The sequence below is a fragment of the Patescibacteria group bacterium genome (assembly GCA_028692545.1).
Lineage (GTDB): Bacteria > Patescibacteriota > Patescibacteriia > UBA1558 > S5-K13 > STD2-204.
This window is the reverse complement of record JAQUXC010000001.1, coordinates 100,628-123,955: the sequence shown is the minus strand read 5'-3', so window position 1 is coordinate 123,955 and position 23,328 is coordinate 100,628. Positions and strand designations below refer to the sequence as shown.

General features: G+C 28.3%; 23 protein-coding genes and 2 tRNA genes. 6 read left to right on the top strand and 19 right to left on the bottom strand.

Features of this window, described 5'->3' with window-relative positions; translation table 11 throughout:
- Positions 1–106 precede the first annotated feature (106 nt).
- The 4 genes from dprA (at position 107) to PHZ07_00675 (ending at position 6,278) form a co-directional block, all read left to right on the top strand.
- Complete coding sequence (gene dprA / locus PHZ07_00690; protein MDD3284093.1) at positions 107–1,210, top strand: DNA-processing protein DprA; 1,104 nt, start codon at positions 107–109, stop codon at positions 1,208–1,210.
- 44 nt (positions 1,211–1,254) lie between these two features.
- On the top strand, positions 1,255–2,535 hold the full coding sequence (locus tag PHZ07_00685; protein ID MDD3284092.1) for a Mur ligase family protein: 1,281 nt from the start codon (positions 1,255–1,257) through the stop codon (positions 2,533–2,535).
- A gap of 112 nt (positions 2,536–2,647) precedes the next feature.
- Entirely contained in the window at positions 2,648–4,690 is a 2,043-nt protein-coding gene (topA, locus tag PHZ07_00680) for a type I DNA topoisomerase (GenBank protein ID MDD3284091.1), read from the top strand.
- Positions 4,691–4,763: 73 nt separating this feature from the next.
- Positions 4,764–6,278 (top strand): RelA/SpoT family protein, encoded by a 1,515-nt coding sequence (locus PHZ07_00675; GenBank protein ID MDD3284090.1) that lies wholly within the window; start codon positions 4,764–4,766, stop codon positions 6,276–6,278.
- Between the two features lie 226 nt (positions 6,279–6,504).
- Here PHZ07_00675 and PHZ07_00670 read toward each other — a convergent pair whose 3' ends face one another.
- The 17 genes from PHZ07_00670 to PHZ07_00590 form a co-directional block, all read right to left on the bottom strand.
- Positions 6,505–6,690, bottom strand: a complete 186-nt coding sequence (locus PHZ07_00670) for a hypothetical protein (protein MDD3284089.1) — start codon at positions 6,688–6,690, stop codon at positions 6,505–6,507.
- Between the two features lie 134 nt (positions 6,691–6,824).
- Positions 6,825–7,223 (bottom strand): DUF3795 domain-containing protein, encoded by a 399-nt coding sequence (locus tag PHZ07_00665; GenBank protein MDD3284088.1) that lies wholly within the window; start codon positions 7,221–7,223, stop codon positions 6,825–6,827.
- Between the two features lies 1 nt (position 7,224).
- Complete coding sequence (locus PHZ07_00660) at positions 7,225–7,404, bottom strand: hypothetical protein (protein MDD3284087.1); 180 nt, start codon at positions 7,402–7,404, stop codon at positions 7,225–7,227.
- A gap of 37 nt (positions 7,405–7,441) precedes the next feature.
- Complete coding sequence (locus PHZ07_00655) at positions 7,442–8,656, bottom strand: hypothetical protein (GenBank protein ID MDD3284086.1); 1,215 nt, start codon at positions 8,654–8,656, stop codon at positions 7,442–7,444.
- Between the two features lie 128 nt (positions 8,657–8,784).
- The gene (locus PHZ07_00650) at positions 8,785–9,714 is read right to left on the bottom strand and encodes a hypothetical protein (GenBank protein MDD3284085.1); all 930 of its coding nucleotides are present in this window, start codon (positions 9,712–9,714) and stop codon (positions 8,785–8,787) included.
- 4 nt (positions 9,715–9,718) lie between these two features.
- A complete protein-coding gene (locus tag PHZ07_00645) occupies positions 9,719–10,375 on the bottom strand; it encodes an MFS transporter (GenBank protein MDD3284084.1) in 657 nt (218 codons plus the stop codon).
- On the bottom strand, positions 10,368–10,763 hold the full coding sequence (gene rnk / locus PHZ07_00640) for a nucleoside diphosphate kinase regulator (GenBank protein MDD3284083.1): 396 nt from the start codon (positions 10,761–10,763) through the stop codon (positions 10,368–10,370). Before rnk ends, PHZ07_00645 begins: the two co-directional genes overlap by 8 nt.
- A gap of 217 nt (positions 10,764–10,980) precedes the next feature.
- A complete protein-coding gene (locus PHZ07_00635) occupies positions 10,981–11,283 on the bottom strand; it encodes a hypothetical protein (protein MDD3284082.1) in 303 nt (100 codons plus the stop codon).
- 540 nt (positions 11,284–11,823) lie between these two features.
- A complete protein-coding gene (locus PHZ07_00630) occupies positions 11,824–14,226 on the bottom strand; it encodes an AAA family ATPase (protein ID MDD3284081.1) in 2,403 nt (800 codons plus the stop codon).
- Positions 14,227–14,233: 7 nt separating this feature from the next.
- The gene (locus tag PHZ07_00625; GenBank protein ID MDD3284080.1) at positions 14,234–15,580 is read right to left on the bottom strand and encodes a hypothetical protein; all 1,347 of its coding nucleotides are present in this window, start codon (positions 15,578–15,580) and stop codon (positions 14,234–14,236) included.
- 6 nt (positions 15,581–15,586) lie between these two features.
- Positions 15,587–16,831 (bottom strand): thioredoxin domain-containing protein, encoded by a 1,245-nt coding sequence (locus PHZ07_00620; protein ID MDD3284079.1) that lies wholly within the window; start codon positions 16,829–16,831, stop codon positions 15,587–15,589.
- 59 nt (positions 16,832–16,890) lie between these two features.
- Complete coding sequence (locus PHZ07_00615; GenBank protein MDD3284078.1) at positions 16,891–17,469, bottom strand: zinc-ribbon domain-containing protein; 579 nt, start codon at positions 17,467–17,469, stop codon at positions 16,891–16,893.
- Between the two features lie 13 nt (positions 17,470–17,482).
- Entirely contained in the window at positions 17,483–18,271 is a 789-nt protein-coding gene (locus tag PHZ07_00610) for a DUF805 domain-containing protein (protein ID MDD3284077.1), read from the bottom strand.
- Between the two features lie 11 nt (positions 18,272–18,282).
- Positions 18,283–18,570, bottom strand: coding sequence for a zinc ribbon domain-containing protein (locus tag PHZ07_00605; protein ID MDD3284076.1), 288 nt, complete (start codon positions 18,568–18,570; stop codon positions 18,283–18,285).
- A gap of 11 nt (positions 18,571–18,581) precedes the next feature.
- Positions 18,582–19,028 (bottom strand): hypothetical protein, encoded by a 447-nt coding sequence (locus PHZ07_00600; protein ID MDD3284075.1) that lies wholly within the window; start codon positions 19,026–19,028, stop codon positions 18,582–18,584.
- Positions 19,029–19,037: 9 nt separating this feature from the next.
- A complete protein-coding gene (locus tag PHZ07_00595) occupies positions 19,038–19,244 on the bottom strand; it encodes a helix-turn-helix transcriptional regulator (GenBank protein ID MDD3284074.1) in 207 nt (68 codons plus the stop codon).
- 1,810 nt (positions 19,245–21,054) lie between these two features.
- Positions 21,055–21,144, bottom strand: a tRNA-Ser gene (locus PHZ07_00590).
- A gap of 107 nt (positions 21,145–21,251) precedes the next feature.
- Here PHZ07_00590 and PHZ07_00585 point away from each other — a divergent pair.
- Together PHZ07_00585 and PHZ07_00580 are read left to right on the top strand one after the other, a co-directional pair.
- A complete protein-coding gene (locus tag PHZ07_00585; GenBank protein MDD3284073.1) occupies positions 21,252–21,740 on the top strand; it encodes a hypothetical protein in 489 nt (162 codons plus the stop codon).
- A gap of 115 nt (positions 21,741–21,855) precedes the next feature.
- A tRNA-Arg gene (locus tag PHZ07_00580) sits at positions 21,856–21,930 on the top strand.
- Positions 21,931–22,093: 163 nt separating this feature from the next.
- Here PHZ07_00580 and PHZ07_00575 read toward each other — a convergent pair.
- The gene (locus tag PHZ07_00575) at positions 22,094–22,594 is read right to left on the bottom strand and encodes a prepilin-type N-terminal cleavage/methylation domain-containing protein (protein MDD3284072.1); all 501 of its coding nucleotides are present in this window, start codon (positions 22,592–22,594) and stop codon (positions 22,094–22,096) included.
- Positions 22,595–22,738: 144 nt separating this feature from the next.
- On the bottom strand, positions 22,739–23,212 hold the full coding sequence (locus PHZ07_00570; GenBank protein ID MDD3284071.1) for a type II secretion system protein: 474 nt from the start codon (positions 23,210–23,212) through the stop codon (positions 22,739–22,741).
- Positions 23,213–23,328: the final 116 nt, after the last annotated feature.

Genomic DNA, 23,328 nt, shown 5'->3' with positions numbered 1-23,328 from the left:
ACTAATAGGTAACACTATTAACTCTACAATAATTAATATCCAAGTTTTGCCTATTTACAAAAATTTAAAAAAAATATAATATCAAATAAAGAAATAATCAAAATGTATGAAAAGCAATTTTGAAGAAGCGCATCGAAAAATAATTCTTGGCCTTTTTTTGATACCCAATTTAGGATTTTGTAGAATTACAAAATTATATGAAGAATTTGGGGATTGGGAAAAAATTTGGAATTTGAATTATTCAGATTTCAAAAAAATAAATTTCCCAGAAAATTTAACAAATTGTTTCATACAAGAACGAGATAAAATAAATGTAGAAAAAACATGGAATTTATACAAAAATCAAAATATAAAAATTATTACATTTTTTGATAATGAATATCCATATTTATTAAAACAAACATACTCTCCTCCACTTGTAATATTTGCAAGAGGAAATATAAATTTACTCCAACATAAAAACTTCTTAAGTGTAGTAGGTACAAGAAGAAATACTCAATATGGAAAATCTGTTGTGCAAAATTTTGTCCGTCCAGTTGCAGAACAAAACATTACAATAGTGTCAGGACTTGCAATTGGTATTGATTCACTTGCACATATTGAATCACTGGATACATCTGGATCTACGATTGCTGTTTTAGGCACACCAATAGATAAAATATATCCAAATTGCAATTACAATCTTGCGCAGAAAATACTCAAAAATGGACTTATAATATCTGAAATGCCTATAAACACTCCTTTTGTAAAAGAAAACTTTGCAAGAAGAAATAGGATAATTGCTGGATTATCTCAAGCTACTTTTGTAGTAGAGGCAGGAGAAAAATCTGGAGCTCTAATAACTTCTGAATTTGCTATAAATGAAAATAGAGAAATACTCACAGTTACTGGATCTATATTTGATAATTATGTAAAAGGAAACATAAGGCTTATAAAACAAGGTGCAAAAATAATAGAAAAAGTAGAGGATATATTGGAGATATACGGCAAAAAGACTATAATGATAAAGGAGAATATTGATTTTATAAATTTTGAAAATGAACAACAAAAAATAATCTACAAAATTCTTTTGAATGGTCCATGCCACATTGACAAAATCATAGAATATAGTACACTAAAGGCTAATGTCGTTATATCAAATTTGACTCAGATGGAGATTTCTAAATTAATTAATAACACTGGGGGGCAAATCTATCAAATAAAAAAATAACGGCTTTTTATTTTATTTAAAAATAAACACAATAACTTAAAAGTATGGTTTTAACAAAGTATCAAAGGGCAATCAAATTTCTAGAATCTTTAAATAATATACCTGGAAAAAACTACCTAAATTACAAAGTCGGAAAAAGTAAATATGATAGATCTTTTTATATTGATAGAATGAAGTATTTACTAAAATTGATAGGTAATCCTCAAGATAAATCAAAATATATACATATAACAGGAACAGCAGGAAAAGGTAGTACAACTTGGGCAATACACAACGTATTAAAAGCAGCTGGATATAAAGTTGGATCTTATTATTCTCCACATACAACAACGCACATAGAGCGTATAATAGTTGGAAATAAATATATATCCCCAAACACTTTTGCAAATATAGTAGAAAGTCTAAAAAAACCAATTACAGAATGCGCGTTATATAGTCCTTATGGTACACCCTCATACTACGAAGTTTCTCTTACAATAGCATTTATACATTTTGCAAACATTAAATGCGATTGGGTTGTTCTAGAAGCACTGTTGGGTGGAAAATATGATGCAACAAATGTTATAAAAGATACAAAAATGGCTGTTATTACAAATATAGATTATGATCATCAAGATGTTCTTGGTCCTACACTAAAACACATCGCAAGTGATAAAATGGAAATTATAAAAAATAAATCTACTTTCATAACAACAGAACAAAGACCTAGTCTATTGAAGCTCTTCGAAAAAAAATGTGAAAAAGAAAATGCAAAATATATAAGCCTAAAATATAAAGAGGGTGACAAAAACAATATTATAGCAAAAGAGGTTGGTAAAATATTAAATATAAAAGATTCTATAATAGAAAAAAGTTTATTAAACATAAAACTACCTTGTAGATTTGAAACAATACAAGAAGTTCCAAAAATAATAATAGACGGAGCTCACAACAGAATAAAACTTAGAAAAACTGCAGAACAAATAAAGGGTACAAAATACAAAAAGTTGATTTTGCTTTTCAGTATGACTGCTGGAAAAAATACAGAAGAATCAATAAAAGAAATAGTTCATCTTGCAGATCATATAATATTTACAAGAGCACTTGAAATTCCGGGAAATAGAAGAACCGTTCCACTTGGTAATTTTCAAGATATTATAAAAAAATTAAAGGTAAAAGCAAAGACAAATTATTTTCTAGATCCATGGCAAGCACTAAGTTATGCAATATCTGAAACAGGAGTACATGATTGTCTTCTCATAACTGGTTCTATGTACTTATCTGGAAAATTAAGAGAAAAATGGATTGATGAAGAATATATATTAAGAAATAGAAAAAGCTTTTAGGGAATTAATGGAGAAACTTACAATGATATATGAAAAAATAGTTGAGAGTAATAAGTTATAAAGTTTTAAAAATCTTATAACTTGGTACTTTATAACTTTATAACTAAATTATATGAAAAAATTAGTAATAGTAGAATCCCCTACAAAAGCAAAAATAATCCAAAAATTTTTAGACAAGTCATATATGGTAGAGTCATCTTTTGGACATGTAAGAGATTTACCAAAGACAAAATTAGGTGTTGATATAGAAAAAAATTTCGAACCACAATATGTAATTCCTACAAAAGCAAAAAAAAATGTAAATAGATTAAAAGAATTAGCAAAAAAATCTGAAATAGTATATTTTGCTACTGATGAGGATCGTGAAGGAGAAGCAATATCGTGGCATTTAAATTATATTTTAAAACCAAAAAATTACCAAAGAATTTCATTTCATGAAATTACAAAACAAGCCATTCTAAAATCACTTGAAAGTCCAAGAGAAATAGATGTGAATTTGGTAGATGCACAACAAACAAGAAGAATCTTAGATAGATTAGTGGGTTATAAATTATCTCCTTTTTTATGGAAAAAAATAGCAAAAGGATTATCTGCAGGTAGAGTTCAGTCCGTTGCACTACGACTTATATGTGAAAAAGAAGAAGAAATAAATAAATTCAAAACAGATGAATATTGGACTATAGATGCTGATTTTGAAAATGAAAAAAAGATAATAATAAATTCTAAACTTGAAAAAATAAAAAACAAAAAGATAGAAAAATTAGGAATCCAAAAAGAACAGAATGCAAATGATATTGCAAAAGATGCAAAAAAATATACATACAAAATAACTAATATAGAAGTAAAAGATGGACAAAAAAGTTCACCAATACCTTTTACAACTTCAACCTTACAACAAGTAGCAAACCAAAAACTTGGATTTTCATCCAAACAAACAATGATGCTAGCTCAACAACTATATGAAGGTATTGATATAGAATCAGAAGGCACAGGACTTATAACTTATATGAGAACTGATTCGCTAAATTTATCAGAACAATTCTTGAATTCTACAAAAAATTTTATAACAAAAAACTTTGGAGAAAAATATTCAAGATTAAAAAGATTCAAAACAAAATCAAAGAATGCTCAAGAAGCACATGAAGCAATAAGACCTACAGACATAAACAACAAACCTGAAAATATAGAAAAATTTCTAAATCCAAAACAATACAAACTATACAGACTTATATGGGAAAGAACATTGGCATCCCAAATGCAAAGTGCAATAATTGAAAAGACAAAAATTATCATAGAAGATGATAAAAAAAATTATACATTTACAAGTTCTGGTAATGTTATAAAATTTGATGGATTCCTGAAAGTATACACATCAAAAATAGAAGAAAATATACTTCCAGAAATGAAAACAAACGAAAATTTAAAACTTATTGAAATAAAACCAGAACAACATTTCACAGAAGCTCCAGCTCAATACAATGAAGCATCATTAATCAAAAAAATGGAAGAACTTGGAATAGGAAGACCATCTACATATGCTCCAACAATATCAAATATAATATTTAGAAAATATATAATAAAAGAAGGTAGAAAACTATCTCCTACTCAATTAGGAAATCTTATAAATAAAACACTCATAGACTATTTCTCTGAAATAATAGATTATCAATTTACAGCAAATCTAGAAGAAGGATTAGATGAAATAGCTATAGGAAAAAAAGAATGGCGACCATTTCTGCTAGAATTTTACAATCCTTTTATAAAAAATTTAGAAGAGAAATATAAAACTGTAGAAAAAATAGACACAGATGAAAAGACAGACGAGGTATGTGAAAAATGCGGAAAACCTATGATAATAAAACTTGGAAGATTTGGAAAATTTTTGGCATGTTCTGGGTTTCCAGAATGCAGAAATACAAAAGCAATTACGTCCGATCTTGGAATAAAATGTCCAAAATGCAAAGATGGAAATATAATAATAAGAAAAACAAAACGTGGAAAAATATTTTATGGTTGTAACAAATTTCCAGAATGCAAGTTTGCAACATGGCAAAAACCAACAGGAGAATTATGTCCAGAATGCAACGAGGCAATGATAGAAACCCCAAAGGGTAAAATACAATGCTCGAATTCAAAATGCAAAAGTAAAATATAAAACAAAAAATCCGCGTTCAGCGGAATTTTTGTAGGCAATTACAAATTAGAAAATACATGTCTATAATAAATATATGACAACAATAGACGATATACTAAAAACAATCAAAGAAAAAAATAAAAATGAAAAAAATGAAATAGACATAGATCTTATTGTTAAAGCTTGGGAATTTGCAGCCGTTGCTCACCAAAATCAAAAAAGACTAAGTGGTGAAGAATATATAAATCATCCGCTAGAAACTGCTCACACACTGGCAAAAATGGGAATGGATACAGAAACAATAGTTGCCGGATTATTACATGATATACCAGAAGAAACAGAATTTTCTATAGATAACATAAAAGAAGAATTTGGATCAAATATAGCACATCTCGTATCAGGTGTTACAAAAATAGGTCAAATTAAATATAGAGGAGTAGAAAGATATGCTGAAAATTTAAGAAAAATGTTTATAGCTACATCAAAAGATGTAAGAGTTATAATAATAAAATTTGCTGATAGAATCCATAATTTAAAAACATTAAAATATCATCCAAATAAAGAAAAAAGATATAGAATAGCATTAGAATCATTAGAAATATATGCTCCAATAGCTGCAAGACTTGGTATGTACAAAATAAAAGAACAAATAGAAGATTTATCTTTTAAATATGTATACCCAAAAGAATATAACTGGACAAAAAAACAACTCAAATCGCATATAGAAGAAAGAGCAGAATCATTAGAAAAAACAAAAAATGTACTAATAAATCTTCTCAAAAAAAACAATATAGAATTTATGAATGTTTATGGCCGTAAGAAAAAATTATACTCCCTATATCAAAAACTCCTTAGAAAGGATAGAGAAATTCAAAAAATATATGACTTAATAGCCATAAGAGTGATAACAAAAAACTCAAATGATTGCTATACTATTTTAGGATTAATTCACAATAATTGGCATGCTCTAAATGGCAGAGTAAAAGATTATATATCACAACCAAAACCAAACAAATATCAATCACTTCATACAACTATTTTTAATGAAGACAATAATCCTGTTGAAATACAAATAAGAACGCAAGATATGGAAATAGAAGCAGAATTTGGTATAGCTGCACATTGGAGATATAAAAATGCCTTAAATATAAAAGTAGATCAAAAAAAAATAAAATGGATAAAGGAATTAGTAAAATGGCAAGAAAAAATAAAAAATAACAAAGATTATTTGAGATCTATAAAAATAAATACAGACATATTTAAATCAAAAATATTTATTTTTACACCAAAAAATGATGTTATAGAATTACCAGAACAATCAACTCCAGTAGATTTTGCCTATCATATACATACAGATATAGGAAACAAATGTGTAGGAGTGAAAATCAACAACAAAATGTCAAAATTGGACACAGAATTAAAAAATGGTGATATGGTAGAAATTATAATTGATAAAAATAGAAAACTTCCAAATCCAGATTGGCTAAATTTTACAAAAACAAATATGGCAAGACAAAGAATAAGAAACAAATTATCCGAATCAGAAAAATATTCAAAATATAAAATCATAAGTAAGACTCTAAAATATATAAAAAACAAAAGACAATAATTTCAATTTATTTATAAAAAAACAAAAAACAACTTTATGAGTTGTTTTTTAATGTGCAATATTTTTCTAATATTAGTCATTTAAAACATGCTAAATTATTATTTCCGTACTTATTTATCTTGTGCAAACACCAATTTCTAACCTCAATCTTCTTTTTCAACATAGTAAGTAATTAAAAATAAAAATCAACATCCACAAATTATTCATCATTTAAATTAAACCTTTTTTAACAACCAACATATTTAACTTTTTTATAAACTATCCCTATTGTTTTTTTCAATTTTACCTCATCAATACTTTTCAAATCCAATATTTTAATATGTTTCATTATTTTACTGCCTCCATCCAAAAATTTAATATCTTCCTTATCTAAGACAATAACAGAAAAACCAAAATGTACTCTGCTTTTCATAGATACAATATAAAATTTACCATCAGTTAAAACAATTACACCTCAACCAAATTTTTAGGATTTTAAAAAATATTTTTCAAATAGCAAAAGTAATCTCTTTTTGAAAAAATTTTTATTTTTCATCCATATTGAAACTAAACGTTTAAATTTTTATTACCACAATTTAAACAAAATCCTCTATGAACACATATAGTTCCGTTACATTTTTTACACGTCCATTTTTCTTTTTCTTTTTTGAAAAACATCATGATGCCGTTATTCTTTATGAATTTTAAGTTGTCAATCATACTCATGGCATATTTTGTTTTATATCTTTTGTCTAAATCTTTCAATCTTTTACACGGATATTTTTCGCACTTGTCAGAGCAAAATAACCATTTATTTCCTTTTAGAATACTACAATTTTTTATAATACATTTTTGGCAAGATCCAATAGCATTGCCTCTACATCCTGGGCAGTGATTTTTTTCTCGCAAATATGCTATACATAAAGTACAGTTCATACCGCAAGGAGCAATTAAATTTGATTTCATATTATTTTTCTTTGTCCAATTTATTATATTGACCTTTGGTTATAAAAATTCTACGATGATTTGAATTTGCTAATTCTTGTTCCAACTTTTCTCTCTGACCATAATTCCAGTTTAAAATTTTTTTGGCCTTAATATCAATATCAATATAAAATCTTGTGTTTGAATCAATTATTTCCATCATATATTTATTATAAAATTATTAATAAAATTATTCTATATTATTCAGTCGCCATTATAATATTGCCACACTTACCATTTAAACTTTCAACCACTTTCATAACATCATCAATTTGAGGTTCATAAGCAGAAACTTTATCGCCGTTTTTAAGTTTTAGAATTACTAGTTTACTGTGTGTTTGAAATACTCTTTCCACCTCACAGTTTTTAAGGGCCGCTAAGACTATATTCCAGTCACTATTAGTTTCATCCGTAAAGTTTCTACCATCAAGAGTAGCACACTGTGGGGGACTAGATTTCATAATCGAAAAGCCAGCTCTAACACAGGAATTATAATCAGTTATCTGCTTTAACAATTGGTTACATTTTTCATGACTGGCTGTATCGCTCATGACTATGCATTTTCTAATTTGATCCGACAGACTTTCGTTTTGCAATAAATCCAATTCGATTGTTTGAACTATCCTGTCAACAGTGGAATCAACATCGAAAGCCTCTCGCTCGCTGGCACAAGCTTTACTTTGTTCTTCATCATAATTATTACAATTAGGATATCGCAGAGTAAAGCTAACTTTTACGAGTTTACCACCCCTAACAGTGGTATAAACGTATGAAGAATAAACACTGCCTGCCGCACCCTCATTCTTAACATTTAAGCAATAAGTTCTATTATCAACCATCCTCTCCGAAGTGATATCCGACATACTGCTTACTTCCTGTGGTGTGTTTTTACATGAATATGCACTGGTTTCAATAGCAATAACCGGAGGCCATTCCACAACGCTCACATATTTTGCCAACAGTTCTTTTGGATATTGAAACGTAACACCTCGATCATTAGTAATTGTAGTCCACAGATTATTATTGGAATCATTGTTATCTTCAGTAATAGTCCAAAGCGAATAATAACGACTGTAATATCTGTGAGTGGCAATGGCGGTTTGTCCTGTTGTAGACTTAAAAAAATAACCTGAACCCATTTGCTCGGTGAATTCGTATCCTTTGGTTTTCATAAAATCATGTATCATGGTCCCATTTTTACTTTCAGTCATAAATCTATTGTCTGAACCCGACAACTTCACAATATCACTATCGTCAAATTTTAATTGAACCATACCTTTAATCTGTGGCCAAGGATTACCTTCTTGGAAAATGACCGAAGAATATAAAGATAGAAAAATACCTGCAATCAAAGAGACTATAGCGAGGATAGGTAATAAAATCTTTTTATTTTTTATTAAATACTTAAAGATCATAATAGATTATTTTTCTCAATTTTTTTCAGCGCCTCCATGTAAATATTCTTGGAAGGTATTTATTTCATTTAACACATTTTTCGTTGGGACGATTTTTTTGGCGGAATTTTAGGACGCATCCATTGATTTTACCTGTTTACAATAAATTCAACAATAACATAAATAACCCAAAAAGATAAAAGTAAATACCCTTCATTTTTTGTGATCAACTTTCCTGTTTTCATAAACTTAAGCAGTATGAATGAGGATATCGCCATAAACACCCCTGTAATATAAACAATTTTAACTGGAAAGAAAAACGGACTAATTGTGGCCAAAATACCAACCACTATAGTAGCGTCTGCCAAAACCGATCCCAGAATATCGCCAACTGCCAATCCATCATCTTTTCGTTTTACAGCCTTTAAAGAAAAGAATAATTCTGGCATAGTCGTACCCAAACTTACAACAAGCATACCGATAAGAATAGGTGTTATTTTTAGAGTATGAGCCAGAGCAGTAGCTGAAGTTACGGTAAAATGCGAGCCAATCAATAGTAAAGCCATCGAGATAATTAAAAACAGAAGACTTTTATATTTTCCGTTGCCATTTCGTAAATTAGCAGATACACCAATCCCATTTTTAAATACCAAATAATAAAAAACTATACCTGCGATAATTAAGAATATACCTTCAATTCTTGAATAATGCCCATTTAAACCGAATAATAGTGGTAAAAGCAGAAAAAAAGGATATAGTCGAATATTTTTTAAAACCTTACTTTCTATTTTTATTCCTCTCCTAGCATATATGATTAGAATTGCAAATATCAAAGATAAATCAGCAATATTTGAGCCAAATAATGTACCAAGTCCGAATTCAGGAATACCGCCAATGGCAGAGTTAATTGAAATTAATGTCTCTGGTAGGATTGAAATAAACGCAACGATAATAAATCCCACAATATATTTTGAAATATTAAAACTCTCCGCCAATTTGGCTGAGTATTTTGTGGCCATTGTTGCACCTTTTATAACCATTAGCAGAGCGACTATAAAAATGAATAAACTGTTAATCATAAATTTATTTAAAAGTATCCAACTTGAGCGGTGCTTTTTCCGCTTTATTGATGATAAATTTACTTAAAATCATTCCTTTTTTCTTGCTCAAAACAATAAGAATTATTGTCGCTATTAAACCAAAAAACGAAATAATTCCAAACAAAGCGTTAAAACCCAGCTTGCTGGCAATAAAAGCGCCGATAGTGGCGCTGGAGGCCGTAGCGATGCCAACCCCGACATCTTCTAACGACCATTCAAGACCTACAATTTTTTTATCTATGTGATTGGTAAAGAGAATACGCCAAGCCGGAACCGCCATAGAGTTAGCAATTCCGTTCACTATCTGCAATACATAAATATGCCAAGAGGCGGATGACATGATGTAAAACAAAGGAATGATCGATATTAAAAAAGTGCCAATGATCATGAACGAATATTCGTCAATTTCACCCCTGATTTTATCCATTAGCCGGCTAAATGGAACAACCATAATCACTCTGGTCAACCAGTAGCAAGACACGGCAAAACCGATAACTTCTATTTTGTTATCTATATTGTCAAGGACAAAGACGGCGAATATTGGTGCCAATAAACCGACGGCAAAAAAAAGAAAAAAATCGGACAATATTAAAAAGCGGATTGTCGTGCTTATTTTATTTTTGTTTTTTATATTATTCATAGTTGCCTTCGGCTTCGGGTTGGTGCAATATTTTTTCGACTTTGATTTTTTTCTCTCCACTCGGTGTTTTAAGATTAATGATATCACCAACGCGATACCCCAATAAAGCACACCCCACCGGAGAAATCACTGATATCTTGCGTTGAGCAATGTCAGCATCCTCGGGGAAAACTAACCAATACTCAAGTTCCGTTCCCGAATCTACATCTGTAAAATTCACCAAGGAATTCATGGTAATGACATTGGCAGGTATCTTTTTCGGTTCGACAATTTCCGCTCTTTTAAGTTCCGAAAGCAAAGAACGAGTACTGTCGTTATTCGGCAATTTTTCATTTATCAACTTGATCAATTTTTTGTGATCATTTTTTGTAATGTATATGTTGGTCATAGATTCTAAATTTAAAAAAACAACCGTTTTAAGTCGGTTGTTTTTGCTCAGGCGCTAAAAACAACCGACTAAGTGACGGTAGGAAAAGAAAGTGTGGCGTTTTTGTATATATTATGCAGAAACATATTAAATATATTATATCAAATCAGGCTAAAAATGGCAATTTTAAAACACCCGATGATGTTTTTATTTCATTAGAACATCAAACGAAACTTATCTATTGATATTTTTTATATCCATCTATCAAATATAAGATTCCCGGAATAAGAGGAACGGCTAAATTGACACTAATATTTGCTTCAGTTAAAAGCCCAACAATTAATCCGATTGCGATTGAAATAATTATAAGCCACCCTCCGACTTTGGGATATTTCCAGCCCAGAGCCAAACCGATAAAAACCAATGGCATCATGGCAAGCGCGACATTTTCCCAAAGGGAATAATCTGCTTTAGCAAACGGTAAAGGATTGCCGTAGCCAAAATAAAAGGGTAAGGCAAAAATTAAAATACCTAATGCCAATATTCTCCCAATCCACTTAATAGTTTTTATATTAATCAGTTGGTTATATTGTTCCTCTACTAATTAAATAGTACCACAAAAAGCCGCTCTATTAAAGAAGATACGGCATGGAGCAAAATAAAAACAGCGACTGTGAAGTCGTTGTTTTTATCTACAATTTATTGGGCAGTCGGGTCGCACATTCGTCATAGACAAATGGGTTGACTCCGATAATAAATTGTCTTGGCGGACACAAAGGGATTCGAACTTCCTCGTGCTAGCTCTAAGACCCTATAAAATGGGGGTCATCGTGCTATCACGGGGTGGCGGTGTGTTTTGGAAAATATCCGAACAGAAATGGCGGCGGCTGAGAATCTCCGCGGGGCAGCCGCCGCCAAATCCTCAAAAAACTAATCTGTCGCTTCCCCGATTTCAAGTTTTTCTTCACTACGGATTTCAAATACACCCCGCACCATTTTTTTAGAAAAGGTGCGGGGTAAATAAGGTTTGAAATTCATAATGTGCGATTAGCTTTCGCTAATCGCTTGGCGGCAAATTCTTTTATTTAATAATATTGATAAAATCGTTGATTTTATCTTTTAATTGCCTAAGTCCAGGATCATCTCCAACATTAACATGTGAAGCTGTCCAATTACAGAATGAATAAATTTCTTTCAATTTTTTTAAATCTTCAACAGGAATATCTTCTTGTTTTTCTTTATTTTTTACTAAACAATCAATAACATTGCCGAAATTTGGCTTATTTATATGAAGTAAGTCATTTTTGATATAATTTTCTATTTCATATCTTAGATATTGCCCATATTCAATAATAAGACTTTCTTCGGATATACCACCGTTTTGAGATTCTTGACTAATATGTGAATCAAGATTTTTTAATTTTTGTTTTATATTATCAACTTTATTTGGACAAATAAAACTACCGCCAAAGTCTTTTTTATTTCTAAAAATATAATATTCACTTGCTTTTTTATTTGGTTTTTTTTGTAAATTGAATTTAGATCTCAAAAACTTAAAAAATGTTCTATGATGAGTGAAAATAAAGGTCTGAGAAAACTTCGTGTGTTTTTCTGTAATTAGTTCGACTAAATGACTTAAATTGTTGTTATCAAGACTTGTTATAGGATCATCAAATATTAAAATTTTATTTTGAGGGTCTATTTGTATATCGAGAAATGCAAAGAAAAAGCATAATGATAAAACTTGCAATTCTCCTTCTGATAATCCTTCTTTAAAATCTCTTTCATTTTTTTCATTATCTAAAACTTTAAAAGCAAAAGGAAGTTCTGTTTTATTTCTTGTTTTTTCTGTCTTCAGTTTTAATTTAAAATTGAATTTGAATTTATCAAAATATTCTTCAATTTTTTTTAAAGTTTTATTAAAAACTTCTTCTGAACAATATTTTTCATAATCTTCCTTAACCTTATCATGTTTTGCTTTTAAAATTTCAAATCTTTTTTGAATAATGGCAAGATCTTTTTCTTTAGCTTCTTTCTGCTTTTGTTTTTCAATTTTCTTTTCATTTAAAAAAGTAATTTTCAGATCAATTTCTTTTATTTTTTGATTGTTTGTTGTGATTCTTTGCTGTATTTTATCGTCTGTATTTTCAGTCTTAAATTTACGAATTAGTGTATTTTTTTCTTCAATAAATTCATAAATATCATCAAAAAAAGTTTCTAAAGTTTCAAATTCCATCTTTGCTTCATTGTAAATTTCTTCTATATTTTCATTATTTGGTTTTTTTAAATTTTCAATTTTTTTCTTTAAATTTGCAATTTTGTTCGTTGTCGATTTTTTATATTTTTTTTGTTCATCAACTGAATAAATGTCTCTGATTCTATATTTTTGATTAAGTTCACTTAAAGAAACGAAAATAGAATTTAGGTCATAATCTTTAATTACATTAATGATTTTTTCTAGTTCTTCAATCAGTATTTTTTTGTTATTTTTAAATATTTGGAGCTGTTTTTGATAAGTGTCGTCAAAAATATCATTGTAGGATTTAATAATTTTTTCAACACTTTCTTCTTCATTCTTTGACTGACAAAAAGGACATTTATTTTTATATTCTTCTCTGATTTCAATACCAGTTTGGAAAAAATCTTTGTGTTGTCTTATTTTGGTAATTAAATCTTGTTCGGCTTGTATTTGAACCTGTTCTTTTAAGTCAAAATTGAAAATTAATTGATAATCAGATTGTCCTGATAATGATAGTTCATTTTCTTCGTTATTTATTTCAGAAATTGAATTTTGGATATTATTGACCTGTTTTTGAGTTGCCTTGTCAGTTTCAAGTTTTTTTTCAATTTCCTTTCTTTCTTCTGCGAATTCTTTTTTTATTTTAGTGATTTCCTTTTTTGTTTTATCTTTATAAGTAGTAAACAAGGACTCTTCATTATCTAAAAGTGAAAAATTCAAAGTATCTTTGTGTTCTTCTCGGAAACTTTTTAGTTGGTCAAACAATGTTTCTGGTTCATTTTCTTCGCTTTTTGAAATTTGTTTCTTTAAACTGTTTTTTAATTTGCGAAGTTCTATCGCTTTACCGTCAAATTCAATAATCATTTTTCCTGATTTTTGTTCTTGACCCTCTGCGTCTGTTTTTCTTGTATTTCCTAAATGTATATTGTTATGAACAAATTCACGATCAAAAAATAAAAAATCGTCACTATTTTTATACTTATCCCAAGTATTTAATTCATTTGAAAATTTATAATCTCCATCATTAAATTTTAAACAAATTTCATCGGGAATTTGATTATTTATAAATGATTTTTTATTACAAACACTTTTTAGAACATTACAAATAGAACTTTTGCCTGATCCATTTTCACCATAAAAGATATTGACTGTGTTGTGAAATTTTTGAGAATTAAAAAAAGAATCCCAAGAAAAGTCCCGAAATGATTTATAATTTTTAATTTTATTAATTATTTCTAATTTCATACTTCTATTATTTTACAATATAAATAACTGGATTTATATTTTGATATTCCCCTGGTATTTCTCCAAAGAAAAAATCTTCTGAGGTTGTTTCTATATAATAATAACAATGATTTTCATTTTGATAACAAATTTCTGTATCATTTTCATAAAGTTCATTGGAATAACCAATTCCTACTGCAATGTGATCTGGATATTCTAATATCGCTACTTTAATTTGTTCATTTTCGGGAATGTTTTCATCTTTGTAATATTCATTTAAATAGGCTTTAAATAGCGCTGTCAGCAAAAAAGAAGTATCTTCACAATCCCCAGCCCCGTCTACTAGTGTTTCAATTGGATATTTTGGATACTCTGGGGTTCCATAATTAAAATCATCTAAATAACGATTTTGATAAACTATATAAAAAATTGATTCAATTGCTTCTTCTGGTTCAAAATGAATTTGTAATTGTTTAGCTATTTCTACAATTGTTTGTTCATTATATGTTATAAATTCTAAAATATTTGAATAGTCATTATTGAATCTGTGTGTTTCTTTTTCTATATAATAAGTATATCTGTCATATGGAATTGATATATTTATAATATTATTTCCAATTTTATAACTTTTATAGATATCTCTTTTATTATAATCATCCGTAGAATAATCTATTTTTTCATTAGTTGTTCTCAGTCCTGTAATTAATGCATATACCGTTAAATAATCATCTACTGGCATTGGATATACTCCTATTCCACCAACAATATATTGAGAAATTGCTGCTATTGTTATTGCATCGTTTTCATTAGCTTCCCAATAATTTTCTGTTAAAATGTTAATTCCATCATTTGCTTCTCGAATATCATAATCATAGATTTCTCCAAAATCTTTTACCTCAACAATTTTAGTCGTTAATTCCGGTTCTGTATCTTTTGAATTCCACGACCAATTCCAAGTAGCTATTCCAGTTCTTCTAGAATACCCCAGGGTGCCAATTATTTGAGCATCGGCTTCTAATATTGCTGTATCTTCTTTATTAAGCCAAATTATTTTTTGAATATTTTGATCAAAGTGCCAGCTATTAATATCTTTTAAATCTTTTTTATTAAAAAACCAATCCTGAATATCATCATGATAATCATATGCATCATTTAGAAATTCCTTGTATTCAATTTTTTTGTTATCCATTTGCCATTTTGGACGAATACCGGAATTATTTAAATATTTAAAAGATTTTTGAGTAATCTCTTGAAAATTTTGGGATTTTTCTTTTTGTAAATTGAATATTAAAAAAATAATAATCAAGAAGATTGAAACAATAGAAATAACTATTATCCATTTTATAGATTTTATTTTTTTAAATTTTAAATGCATTGAATCTTAACTATTATTCTCTATTGCTTCTAAGATTTGATCCAATATATCTCTAGACATTACACCAGAAAATTTTTCTCCGTTTATAAAAATTGTAGGCGTACCTTCGACCTCACGACTGATAACTTCTGCAAAATCTTCTTCAATATCCTCATAATATCTCTCGGATGATAGACAGATATTAAATTTTTCTAAATCTAGATCAATATCTTTTGCTAGTTGATTAATTACTGATTTAGTAATATTGTCTTGGTTGTCGAAAATTTTATCATGCATTTCCCAAAATTTTCCTTGCTCATAAGCACAGTTAGCAGCTAAATGAGAATTCATATTTAGATCCTCTTCGATATCATATGGTGCATCTTTAAAAATAATTTTAACTTTATTTGGGTTGTCTAGAACAAAATTTCTCAATACTGGATAAAAAACGGCAGAATAAGGACAATCAAAAGAAGCAAATTCTTCTATTTCCATTATAGGATTTTTTGCTCCAATACTTGGGTCTTTTTCTGTGTTTATCTTTTCTATTTCTACTTTAGAATTATCTATTTCTTCTATATTATAATCAAATTCGTCATATTCCATTGAAGTATCATCATTATTATACAATATATAAGATGTTAATATATTAAAAATCAGGGCTATTATTATGACTATAAAAAATAAAATTTTATCAATTTTTTTTATTTTTCTTTTTTCCTTTGGAAAAGTATTTTTGATTCTTTCTGATAAAGATAAATATAAAAACCATGTTATACAATAACCTAAAGCTCTAGAGACGACACTACCTTCATCATAAGAAATGGTTTCGCCTGAAAAAATGAATGGCATTACATTATTTAAAAAAACTATAATTAAATACATTTTTCCGAGATGAACAGCGTTGGGTTTTAATTTTATAAATGAATAAATAGCATAAGCTCCAAATGCTATCACACTACCAAAAATTAAGACATCCAAAAGAATTAAAAAATAAGGCATCCAACTTACTAGATATGGAAAACTTAAAATAAGAGAGATATCTTTAGCTCCTTCAATGATAGTTAAGACATTAGAAATAATCAGAGATAAAATAAAAAAAGATAGCCATCCACCCATACCTTTTAATTTATTATTTTTCGTTTTTTCTTCAATGTTTTGCTCTTTTTCTTCTTTTTTTTCTAAATTTTTTTCAGATAAAATTTTATTTCCACATTGAGTACAAAATTGACTTTTGTTAGGTAATTTATGACCACATTTTGGACAATGCATATATTTAAAGTTATTATTTAATTTTATTTTATTTATATACTTTTGATTATTTAGTAAAACTATTTACCTAGAAAAGCAATGAAAATTAAGATTATTAGAAAAGATATTGCAATTAAATAAGAAAATAATTTTTTAATAATATTTTTATTTATTTCATTATCCCATTGATTCCAAAGTTTTAAAAGGTAACAAAATAAAAAGTATGCTGTGAGTAAAGGGATAAGAAATAATAAGGTCATTGAATTTAATAAACCAGATAGAAGAATAAAAAAGCCATAAAAAATGATAATCGTTGTTAATGGATAATAAGAAATATTTTTATTATACCAATACTTTTTTTCATTTTTATAATCATCAGTCTCATCTTCTGTATAAATTAAGTGTTTCAAGCAAATAATTATAAATAACAAGTTAATAAGTTCAAGTATAAAGATTCCCCAATTAAAATTATTTATAATTTTGACTAAAAAAATAATAAAAGGAATAAAGAGTGTTGATATAAATATTATGGATATTATTCTTTCTTCTCTTACTTTTTTATCCTTTAAAGTTTCTTCGATAATTTTTATTTCATTACCGCATTGAGTGCAGAACTTACTTCCACTAGATAATTTGTGATTGCATTTTGGACAATGCATATATTTAAGATTATTATTTAATTTTATTTCCACATTTAATGCAAAATTTATCAGTAATAGAAATCTTTTTACCACATTTGGAACAATATTTTGTTTTGTTGCTTTTATCTACTTTTTTGCAATTATTTAATTCTTCTTTTATTGAAACGAAACGTTCTAATAGAAAAATTACAAAACCAAACATTAGGAGATCAATTATTAACAATCCCCAAGTAAAATCATTTATAGTTTTAATTAAAAATATAATAAAGAAAAACAGAAATACTAGTATAAATATAATAGAGATTATATATCTGTTTTTAATTCCTTTTATTATATCTTCTTGAGGCTCAGTTTTGTTAATCTCTGAGTTATCATCTTTATTATATATTTCACCTTCTTTTCTGTTTTTAGGGTCTGGACCATATTTGTTTCCTCCAATTGTACCATCTTTGACTAATAAATATATCCCTAGAACATGACAGGCTATAGGAATAAAAGATATTAACCAATAAGAACCACTATTATTTGTGTCATGTAATCTTTTGATAGTTTGCATCATTAACAAAATATATAAAAACAACATACACATACTTAAAAAACCGATAAGTGAGCTTGATACAGAAAAGATAAAATCCACATCCTTTATTAAAAGGTATATTATAACCATAGGTATCCATAGTACCAGAGATCTAATAAAGTATGTCAACCTAGTTATTCTTCCTTTGAAAGAGAAAAAATTTTCTTCATTTTTTTCTTCTAAATTTTCTATTTTATAATTTTCCTCCTTATATATTTCTTTTATGGTTTTTTCTTCTACCATATTTTTCAAAATTATTTCTTAATTGTATTTCCACATTTATTGCAAAATTTAGCATCCTCTAATAATTTTTGACCACATTCGTTACAGTAAATTATATTTTCTTTTTTTGTATTTTTAATATCTTTATTAACTTGTTTCCACCCCAAAGTGTAAAAGAATAATAAATAAGGGACTAGAATAGCTAAAGTCGCAGTTAAAATGTACTCTGTATCTGAAATTATCGCGATTGTTAATGCATATAATATTCCAAATATCCAGGAGGTAATTAATTGACTTTTACTAATTTTGTAAATGTTCATATATTTTTTTGTTATTTAATTATTTTCTCTTCATATTTTACATTTTTGGGATACATATCAAGCATTTTTTGTATATCTTCTTTTGATAAAGATTTATACCATTTTATATATTTTTTTTGCTTCTGATATATAATTTTGACAGTAATTATCACTGCTAAAATAAAAACAACTATACTAACAATAAAAGCTAAATAGGTTTTTATATAAAAAATTAGAAAACCAAAGGATAATACAGAAAAGAATAATGGAATATAAAAAGCAATACCATAATCGTGCCAAAACCAAGTTCTTTTTAATTTTTTAGAAACTTTATTGGGATCACCAAGGGATTCAATAGATTTTTTTCCAGCAACTTCTTCTAAATTAGTATTGTTCCTTAGATAATCTCGAGTATTTTTAGCTTCAATAATGTTTTTAGCAACAGAAGTCTCATATATATTTTTTAACCAATTGCTCATATTTTTATATTATTTCATTAAATCGTTTACACTAACATCTAAAAAATCAGCTATTTTTTGAATAGTAGAAAGGGTAGGATTCTTCATCCCATTTTCTAAACGACTAATATAACCTCTGTCCATATCTAACTTACGAGAAATGTCTCCTTGAGAAATTCCTTTTTGAGTACGGATTTTTTTAAGGTTTTGACCTAATTTTTTAGAAATTTTGTTCATAAACTTGTTTTAATTTTACTCTTCCTTGCTTTATTAAGCAATATTGTATTATAATACAATACGTAGTATGATAAATCTAAAGATGAGAAAAATTCCGCTTTTGACCGAAATGAAGTCCGAGCCGATATCTTCCATTCTGGTTCTTTGGCAGTTTTGGGAAGCGACAGATTAGTTTTTTGAGGATTTGGCGGCGGCTGCCCCGCGGAGATTCTCAGCCGCCGCCATTTCTGTTCGGATATTTTCCAAAACACACCGCCAATCGGATTTTGGGGGCGAATTCAGAATTGCGGAATAGCCAATTTGGGCTTTAAACTGAATTTTCCTACCTTTTAAGAACTGCCAAAAGCGGAATTTTTCTCATCGATCTTAAAACAAGTTTATGAAATACATAATTTACACTAGAAAATCAACTGAAGGAGAAGAAAGACAAGCATTAAGTATTGAATCTCAGATTATTGAATTAAAAGAATTTGCCACCAAAGAAAAACTTGAAATCGTAGCTTCCTTTCAGGAAGCTAAAACTGCCAAAGAACCAGGGCGAACAAAGTTCGCTGAAATGATAGCTATGATAGAATTAGGGACTGCTGACGGCATTTTAGCTTGGCATCCGGATAGATTAGCTAGAAATAGTATTGATGGCGGTAAAATAGTCTATTTACTAGATACAGGAAAGTTAAAAGACCTTAAATTTCCTAGTTTTTGGTTTGATAATACTCCCCAAGGTAAATTTATGCTAAATATTGCTTTTGGACAAAGTAAATATTATGTAGATAATTTAAGTGAGAATATTAAACGTGGAAATAGACAAAAGTTAAGGAAAGGACTATGGCCTAGTTTTGCTCCTATTGGATATTTGAATAATCATCAAACTAAAGGAATTGATATTGATAAAGAAAAAGCTCCTTTGGTTAAAAAAGCTTTTGAACTTTATGCTAGTGGTGAGCATACTTTAAAATCAATTACTAAAATACTTCAAAAACTAGGACTAAGAAGCTATCGGAATAATGTTTTGTCTATTTCCTGTATTCATCGAATGTTAAATAATCCTATCTACTATGGAGTAATTAGATTTAAAAATGAAATCTATCCGGCCGTTCATCAGCCGATTATTTCCCAGAAACTTTTTGATCAAGTTCAATCAGTAATGAATAACAGAGGTAAAAAGAAAAGAAAGAAAATTCATAATTATTCTTTTACTGGTTTTATGAAATGTGGAACTTGTGATTGTTCTATTACTGCTGAAAAGCAAAAAGGATATATTTATTATCGTTGTACTAAAAAGAAAGCTAGTTGTGATGAAAAATATATCCGAGAAGAATTACTTGTTGAACAATTAAAAGAGATATTACAAAAAGTTTCTCTTTCGAAAGAATACAAAGATAATATGCTGAATGAATTAGATTCTCAAATAAATGAACTAAAATCAGAAGATGAAGCTTTGATTAATGATTTAAATATTAAAAAAATCCAATTAGAAAACAAATTGGATAAATTACTAGATATGAAGATTAATGAATTAATTGATGATCAAGAATATTTAAAAAAGAAAAATTTTCTTGTAAGTAAGAAGATTGATATATCTGAACAAATATCTGATTTTAGTTCATTAGAAAATAATCGGCTCGAACGGATGAAGAAAGTCATAATCCGTAGTAGCCAAGCTAAAAAGTTCCTAGATTCTAATAATTATTCTGAAATCTTATCTTTTCTGAAAGATATCGGCTCGAACTTCATTTTAAAAGGTAGGAAAATTCAGTTTAAAGCCCAAATTGGCTATTCCGCAATTCTGAATTCGCCCCCAAAATCCGATTGGCGGAGAGGGAGGGATTCGAACCCTCGGAGGTTTTTACACCTCGTCACGTTAGCAGTGTGGTGCCTTCAGCCACTCGGCCACCTCTCCATATATAATATAACAAAATAAATTAAACGTGTTAAAATTATATCTAAGAAATATATCATTGTCAATCAGATGATAAAAATGTATAATTTATAATATAAGATAAAAAAATGGAACAAAAAATAGAAAAAGGTAAAACATTAGCACAGTGGCACTTTCCAGAGTTTGAACCACATGATAGAAATTTATTGTGGTATATATTATTATTTGTAATAGCTACGACTTTTGTAATATACTCTATAATTACAATAAATTTTCTGTTCGCGGTTATTGTGGTAATGGTAGTAATAATATTATTAATGCAAAACAGAAAAAATCCACAAGAAATGGAAATAAGCATAAAAGAAGCTGGAATAGATATAGGTGAAAAATTCTATCACTACAATAATATAAAAGATTTTTTTATAATTTATCAACCACCAGAAATATCAAACCTCTATTTAGAATTAAAAAATGGATTCAAAACCAGATTAAGTATTCCACTTAAAAATCAAAATCCTGTAAAAACAAGGGATATTCTATTAACATTTTTAGAAGAAAATTTGGAAAGAGAAGAAGAGCCAACATCTGATTTATTATCAAGAATGTTAAAATTTTAAAAATATATATTTATATAAAAGAAAAGGTTTTATTTTAACCTTTTTTAATTATTATAAATACTTGCAATAAATTGTTTTTGAAGATATAGTTATATTTATAAAAATTACTAATATAGTCCCGGTAGTTCAATGGATAGAACGCCAGCTTGCGGAGCTTGTAATCTAGGTTCGATTCCTAGTCGGGACACCATATGTGGCGAGGTGAAATTCCTAGTAAGTCCTTCGAAGTTGATCTATATAGATTAATAAAAAATAGCTAATAAGAGCACTAATATATATTTTTTATTAACATACTATTATATAAACAAAAAAGACTCTTATGAGTCTTTTTTGTTTATATGAATTTCAATTTATTATTCATCGCGACAATAATCATCTATATTATTATCATCCACACTGACAATACTACCACCAGGACCTATAGCATGCAAACCACTTCCTTGGTTACCAGTCGGCTTTTCTAGACCAAAACAAACAGACCAATCCCAAACTGCAGGATTAGAAAAAAATGTATATTCACATGGTACTAATTCACCATTGCAAAGAATAGTTGGATTAGATGGATCTTTCAACGTAACTAAATCAAGTAAAGGAGCTCCTCCGTAAGATATACCACTGCAAGTATATAACCCACTTTCACATGAAGTAATAGCATCATCATAAGAACCTTCATCTGTAGCATACATTTCCATTGCTGTTGAAAGCATTTTCATATCAGATATTCTTTTTGCGTCTCTTGCCTTTGTTCTAGCAGAATTCAAAGAAAATACTGCTAATGTGGAAAGAAGACCAATAATAGCTATGACGACCAAAAGTTCTATTAATGTAAAACCTTTTTTGTAACTCTTTAACATATATTTATTTATAATAATAATAGATTTATTATATCAAAAATAAAAAAATTAATCAAAATAAAAAATAATAGACAAATAATTATATATAAAAAAAATCCCTATCAAATAAAAACTGATAGGGATTTTAAAAAAAATTCTTTAACCTTAATCACAACCTGTTGACATTCCTCCACCTTGAATCAATTTATGTGGACCATATCCAAAACTTGCAGCACCTTTCTCTAAATAAAAACAAATTTGATAGGTGCTTGCCGTAGGAACAATTCTTACAGCATAATTACATGCAGCATCTGAACCACTTGTACATGCATCAGTTGGACTAGAAGGATCTTTTAAAACTGATAAATCCAATAAAGATTCTCCCCCATACTGAATACTTCCCAATTCATGTAAAAGATCACCACCAGTAGTAGTGGTACCTAAAGAACCTACATAAGTACCCCCTTCTGTAGCATACATTTCCATTGCTGTTCCAAGCATTTTCATATCAGATATTCTTTTTGCGTCTCTTGCCTTTGTTCTAGCAGAATTCAAAGAAAATACTGCTAATGTGGAAAGAAGACCAATAATAGCTATGACGACCAAAAGTTCTATTAATGTAAAACCTTTTTTATTCATCACTTTATCCCTTTCTTTTCTCGAGCTAAGCTCGATAATTTTTTAAATTTTATTATATATATGATTTATTGTAAGACTGTGGAAATCTTACTAAATCCATTTATAACTGTTATTAT

Bases quoted from the DNA above. Each gene is read 5' to 3' on its own strand.
- dprA (MDD3284093.1), top strand. From the start codon at position 107: ATGAAAAGCAATTTTGAAGAAGCGCATCGAAAAATAATTCTTGGCCTT.
- PHZ07_00685 (MDD3284092.1), top strand. From the start codon at position 1,255: ATGGTTTTAACAAAGTATCAAAGGGCAATCAAATTTCTAGAATCTTTA.
- topA (MDD3284091.1), top strand. From the start codon at position 2,648: ATGAAAAAATTAGTAATAGTAGAATCCCCTACAAAAGCAAAAATAATC.
- PHZ07_00675 (MDD3284090.1), top strand. From the start codon at position 4,764: ATGACAACAATAGACGATATACTAAAAACAATCAAAGAAAAAAATAAA.
- PHZ07_00670 (MDD3284089.1), bottom strand. From the start codon at position 6,690: ATGAAAAGCAGAGTACATTTTGGTTTTTCTGTTATTGTCTTAGATAAG.
- PHZ07_00665 (MDD3284088.1), bottom strand. From the start codon at position 7,223: ATGAAATCAAATTTAATTGCTCCTTGCGGTATGAACTGTACTTTATGT.
- PHZ07_00660 (MDD3284087.1), bottom strand. From the start codon at position 7,404: ATGATGGAAATAATTGATTCAAACACAAGATTTTATATTGATATTGAT.
- PHZ07_00655 (MDD3284086.1), bottom strand. From the start codon at position 8,656: ATGATCTTTAAGTATTTAATAAAAAATAAAAAGATTTTATTACCTATC.
- PHZ07_00650 (MDD3284085.1), bottom strand. From the start codon at position 9,714: ATGATTAACAGTTTATTCATTTTTATAGTCGCTCTGCTAATGGTTATA.
- PHZ07_00645 (MDD3284084.1), bottom strand. From the start codon at position 10,375: ATGAATAATATAAAAAACAAAAATAAAATAAGCACGACAATCCGCTTT.
- rnk (MDD3284083.1), bottom strand. From the start codon at position 10,763: ATGACCAACATATACATTACAAAAAATGATCACAAAAAATTGATCAAG.
- PHZ07_00630 (MDD3284081.1), bottom strand. From the start codon at position 14,226: ATGAAATTAGAAATAATTAATAAAATTAAAAATTATAAATCATTTCGG.
- PHZ07_00625 (MDD3284080.1), bottom strand. From the start codon at position 15,580: ATGCATTTAAAATTTAAAAAAATAAAATCTATAAAATGGATAATAGTT.
- PHZ07_00620 (MDD3284079.1), bottom strand. From the start codon at position 16,831: ATGCATTGTCCAAAATGTGGTCATAAATTACCTAACAAAAGTCAATTT.
- PHZ07_00615 (MDD3284078.1), bottom strand. From the start codon at position 17,469: ATGCATTGTCCAAAATGCAATCACAAATTATCTAGTGGAAGTAAGTTC.
- PHZ07_00610 (MDD3284077.1), bottom strand. From the start codon at position 18,271: ATGGTAGAAGAAAAAACCATAAAAGAAATATATAAGGAGGAAAATTAT.
- PHZ07_00605 (MDD3284076.1), bottom strand. From the start codon at position 18,570: ATGAACATTTACAAAATTAGTAAAAGTCAATTAATTACCTCCTGGATA.
- PHZ07_00600 (MDD3284075.1), bottom strand. From the start codon at position 19,028: ATGAGCAATTGGTTAAAAAATATATATGAGACTTCTGTTGCTAAAAAC.
- PHZ07_00595 (MDD3284074.1), bottom strand. From the start codon at position 19,244: ATGAACAAAATTTCTAAAAAATTAGGTCAAAACCTTAAAAAAATCCGT.
- PHZ07_00585 (MDD3284073.1), top strand. From the start codon at position 21,252: ATGGAACAAAAAATAGAAAAAGGTAAAACATTAGCACAGTGGCACTTT.
- PHZ07_00575 (MDD3284072.1), bottom strand. From the start codon at position 22,594: ATGTTAAAGAGTTACAAAAAAGGTTTTACATTAATAGAACTTTTGGTC.
- PHZ07_00570 (MDD3284071.1), bottom strand. From the start codon at position 23,212: ATGAATAAAAAAGGTTTTACATTAATAGAACTTTTGGTCGTCATAGCT.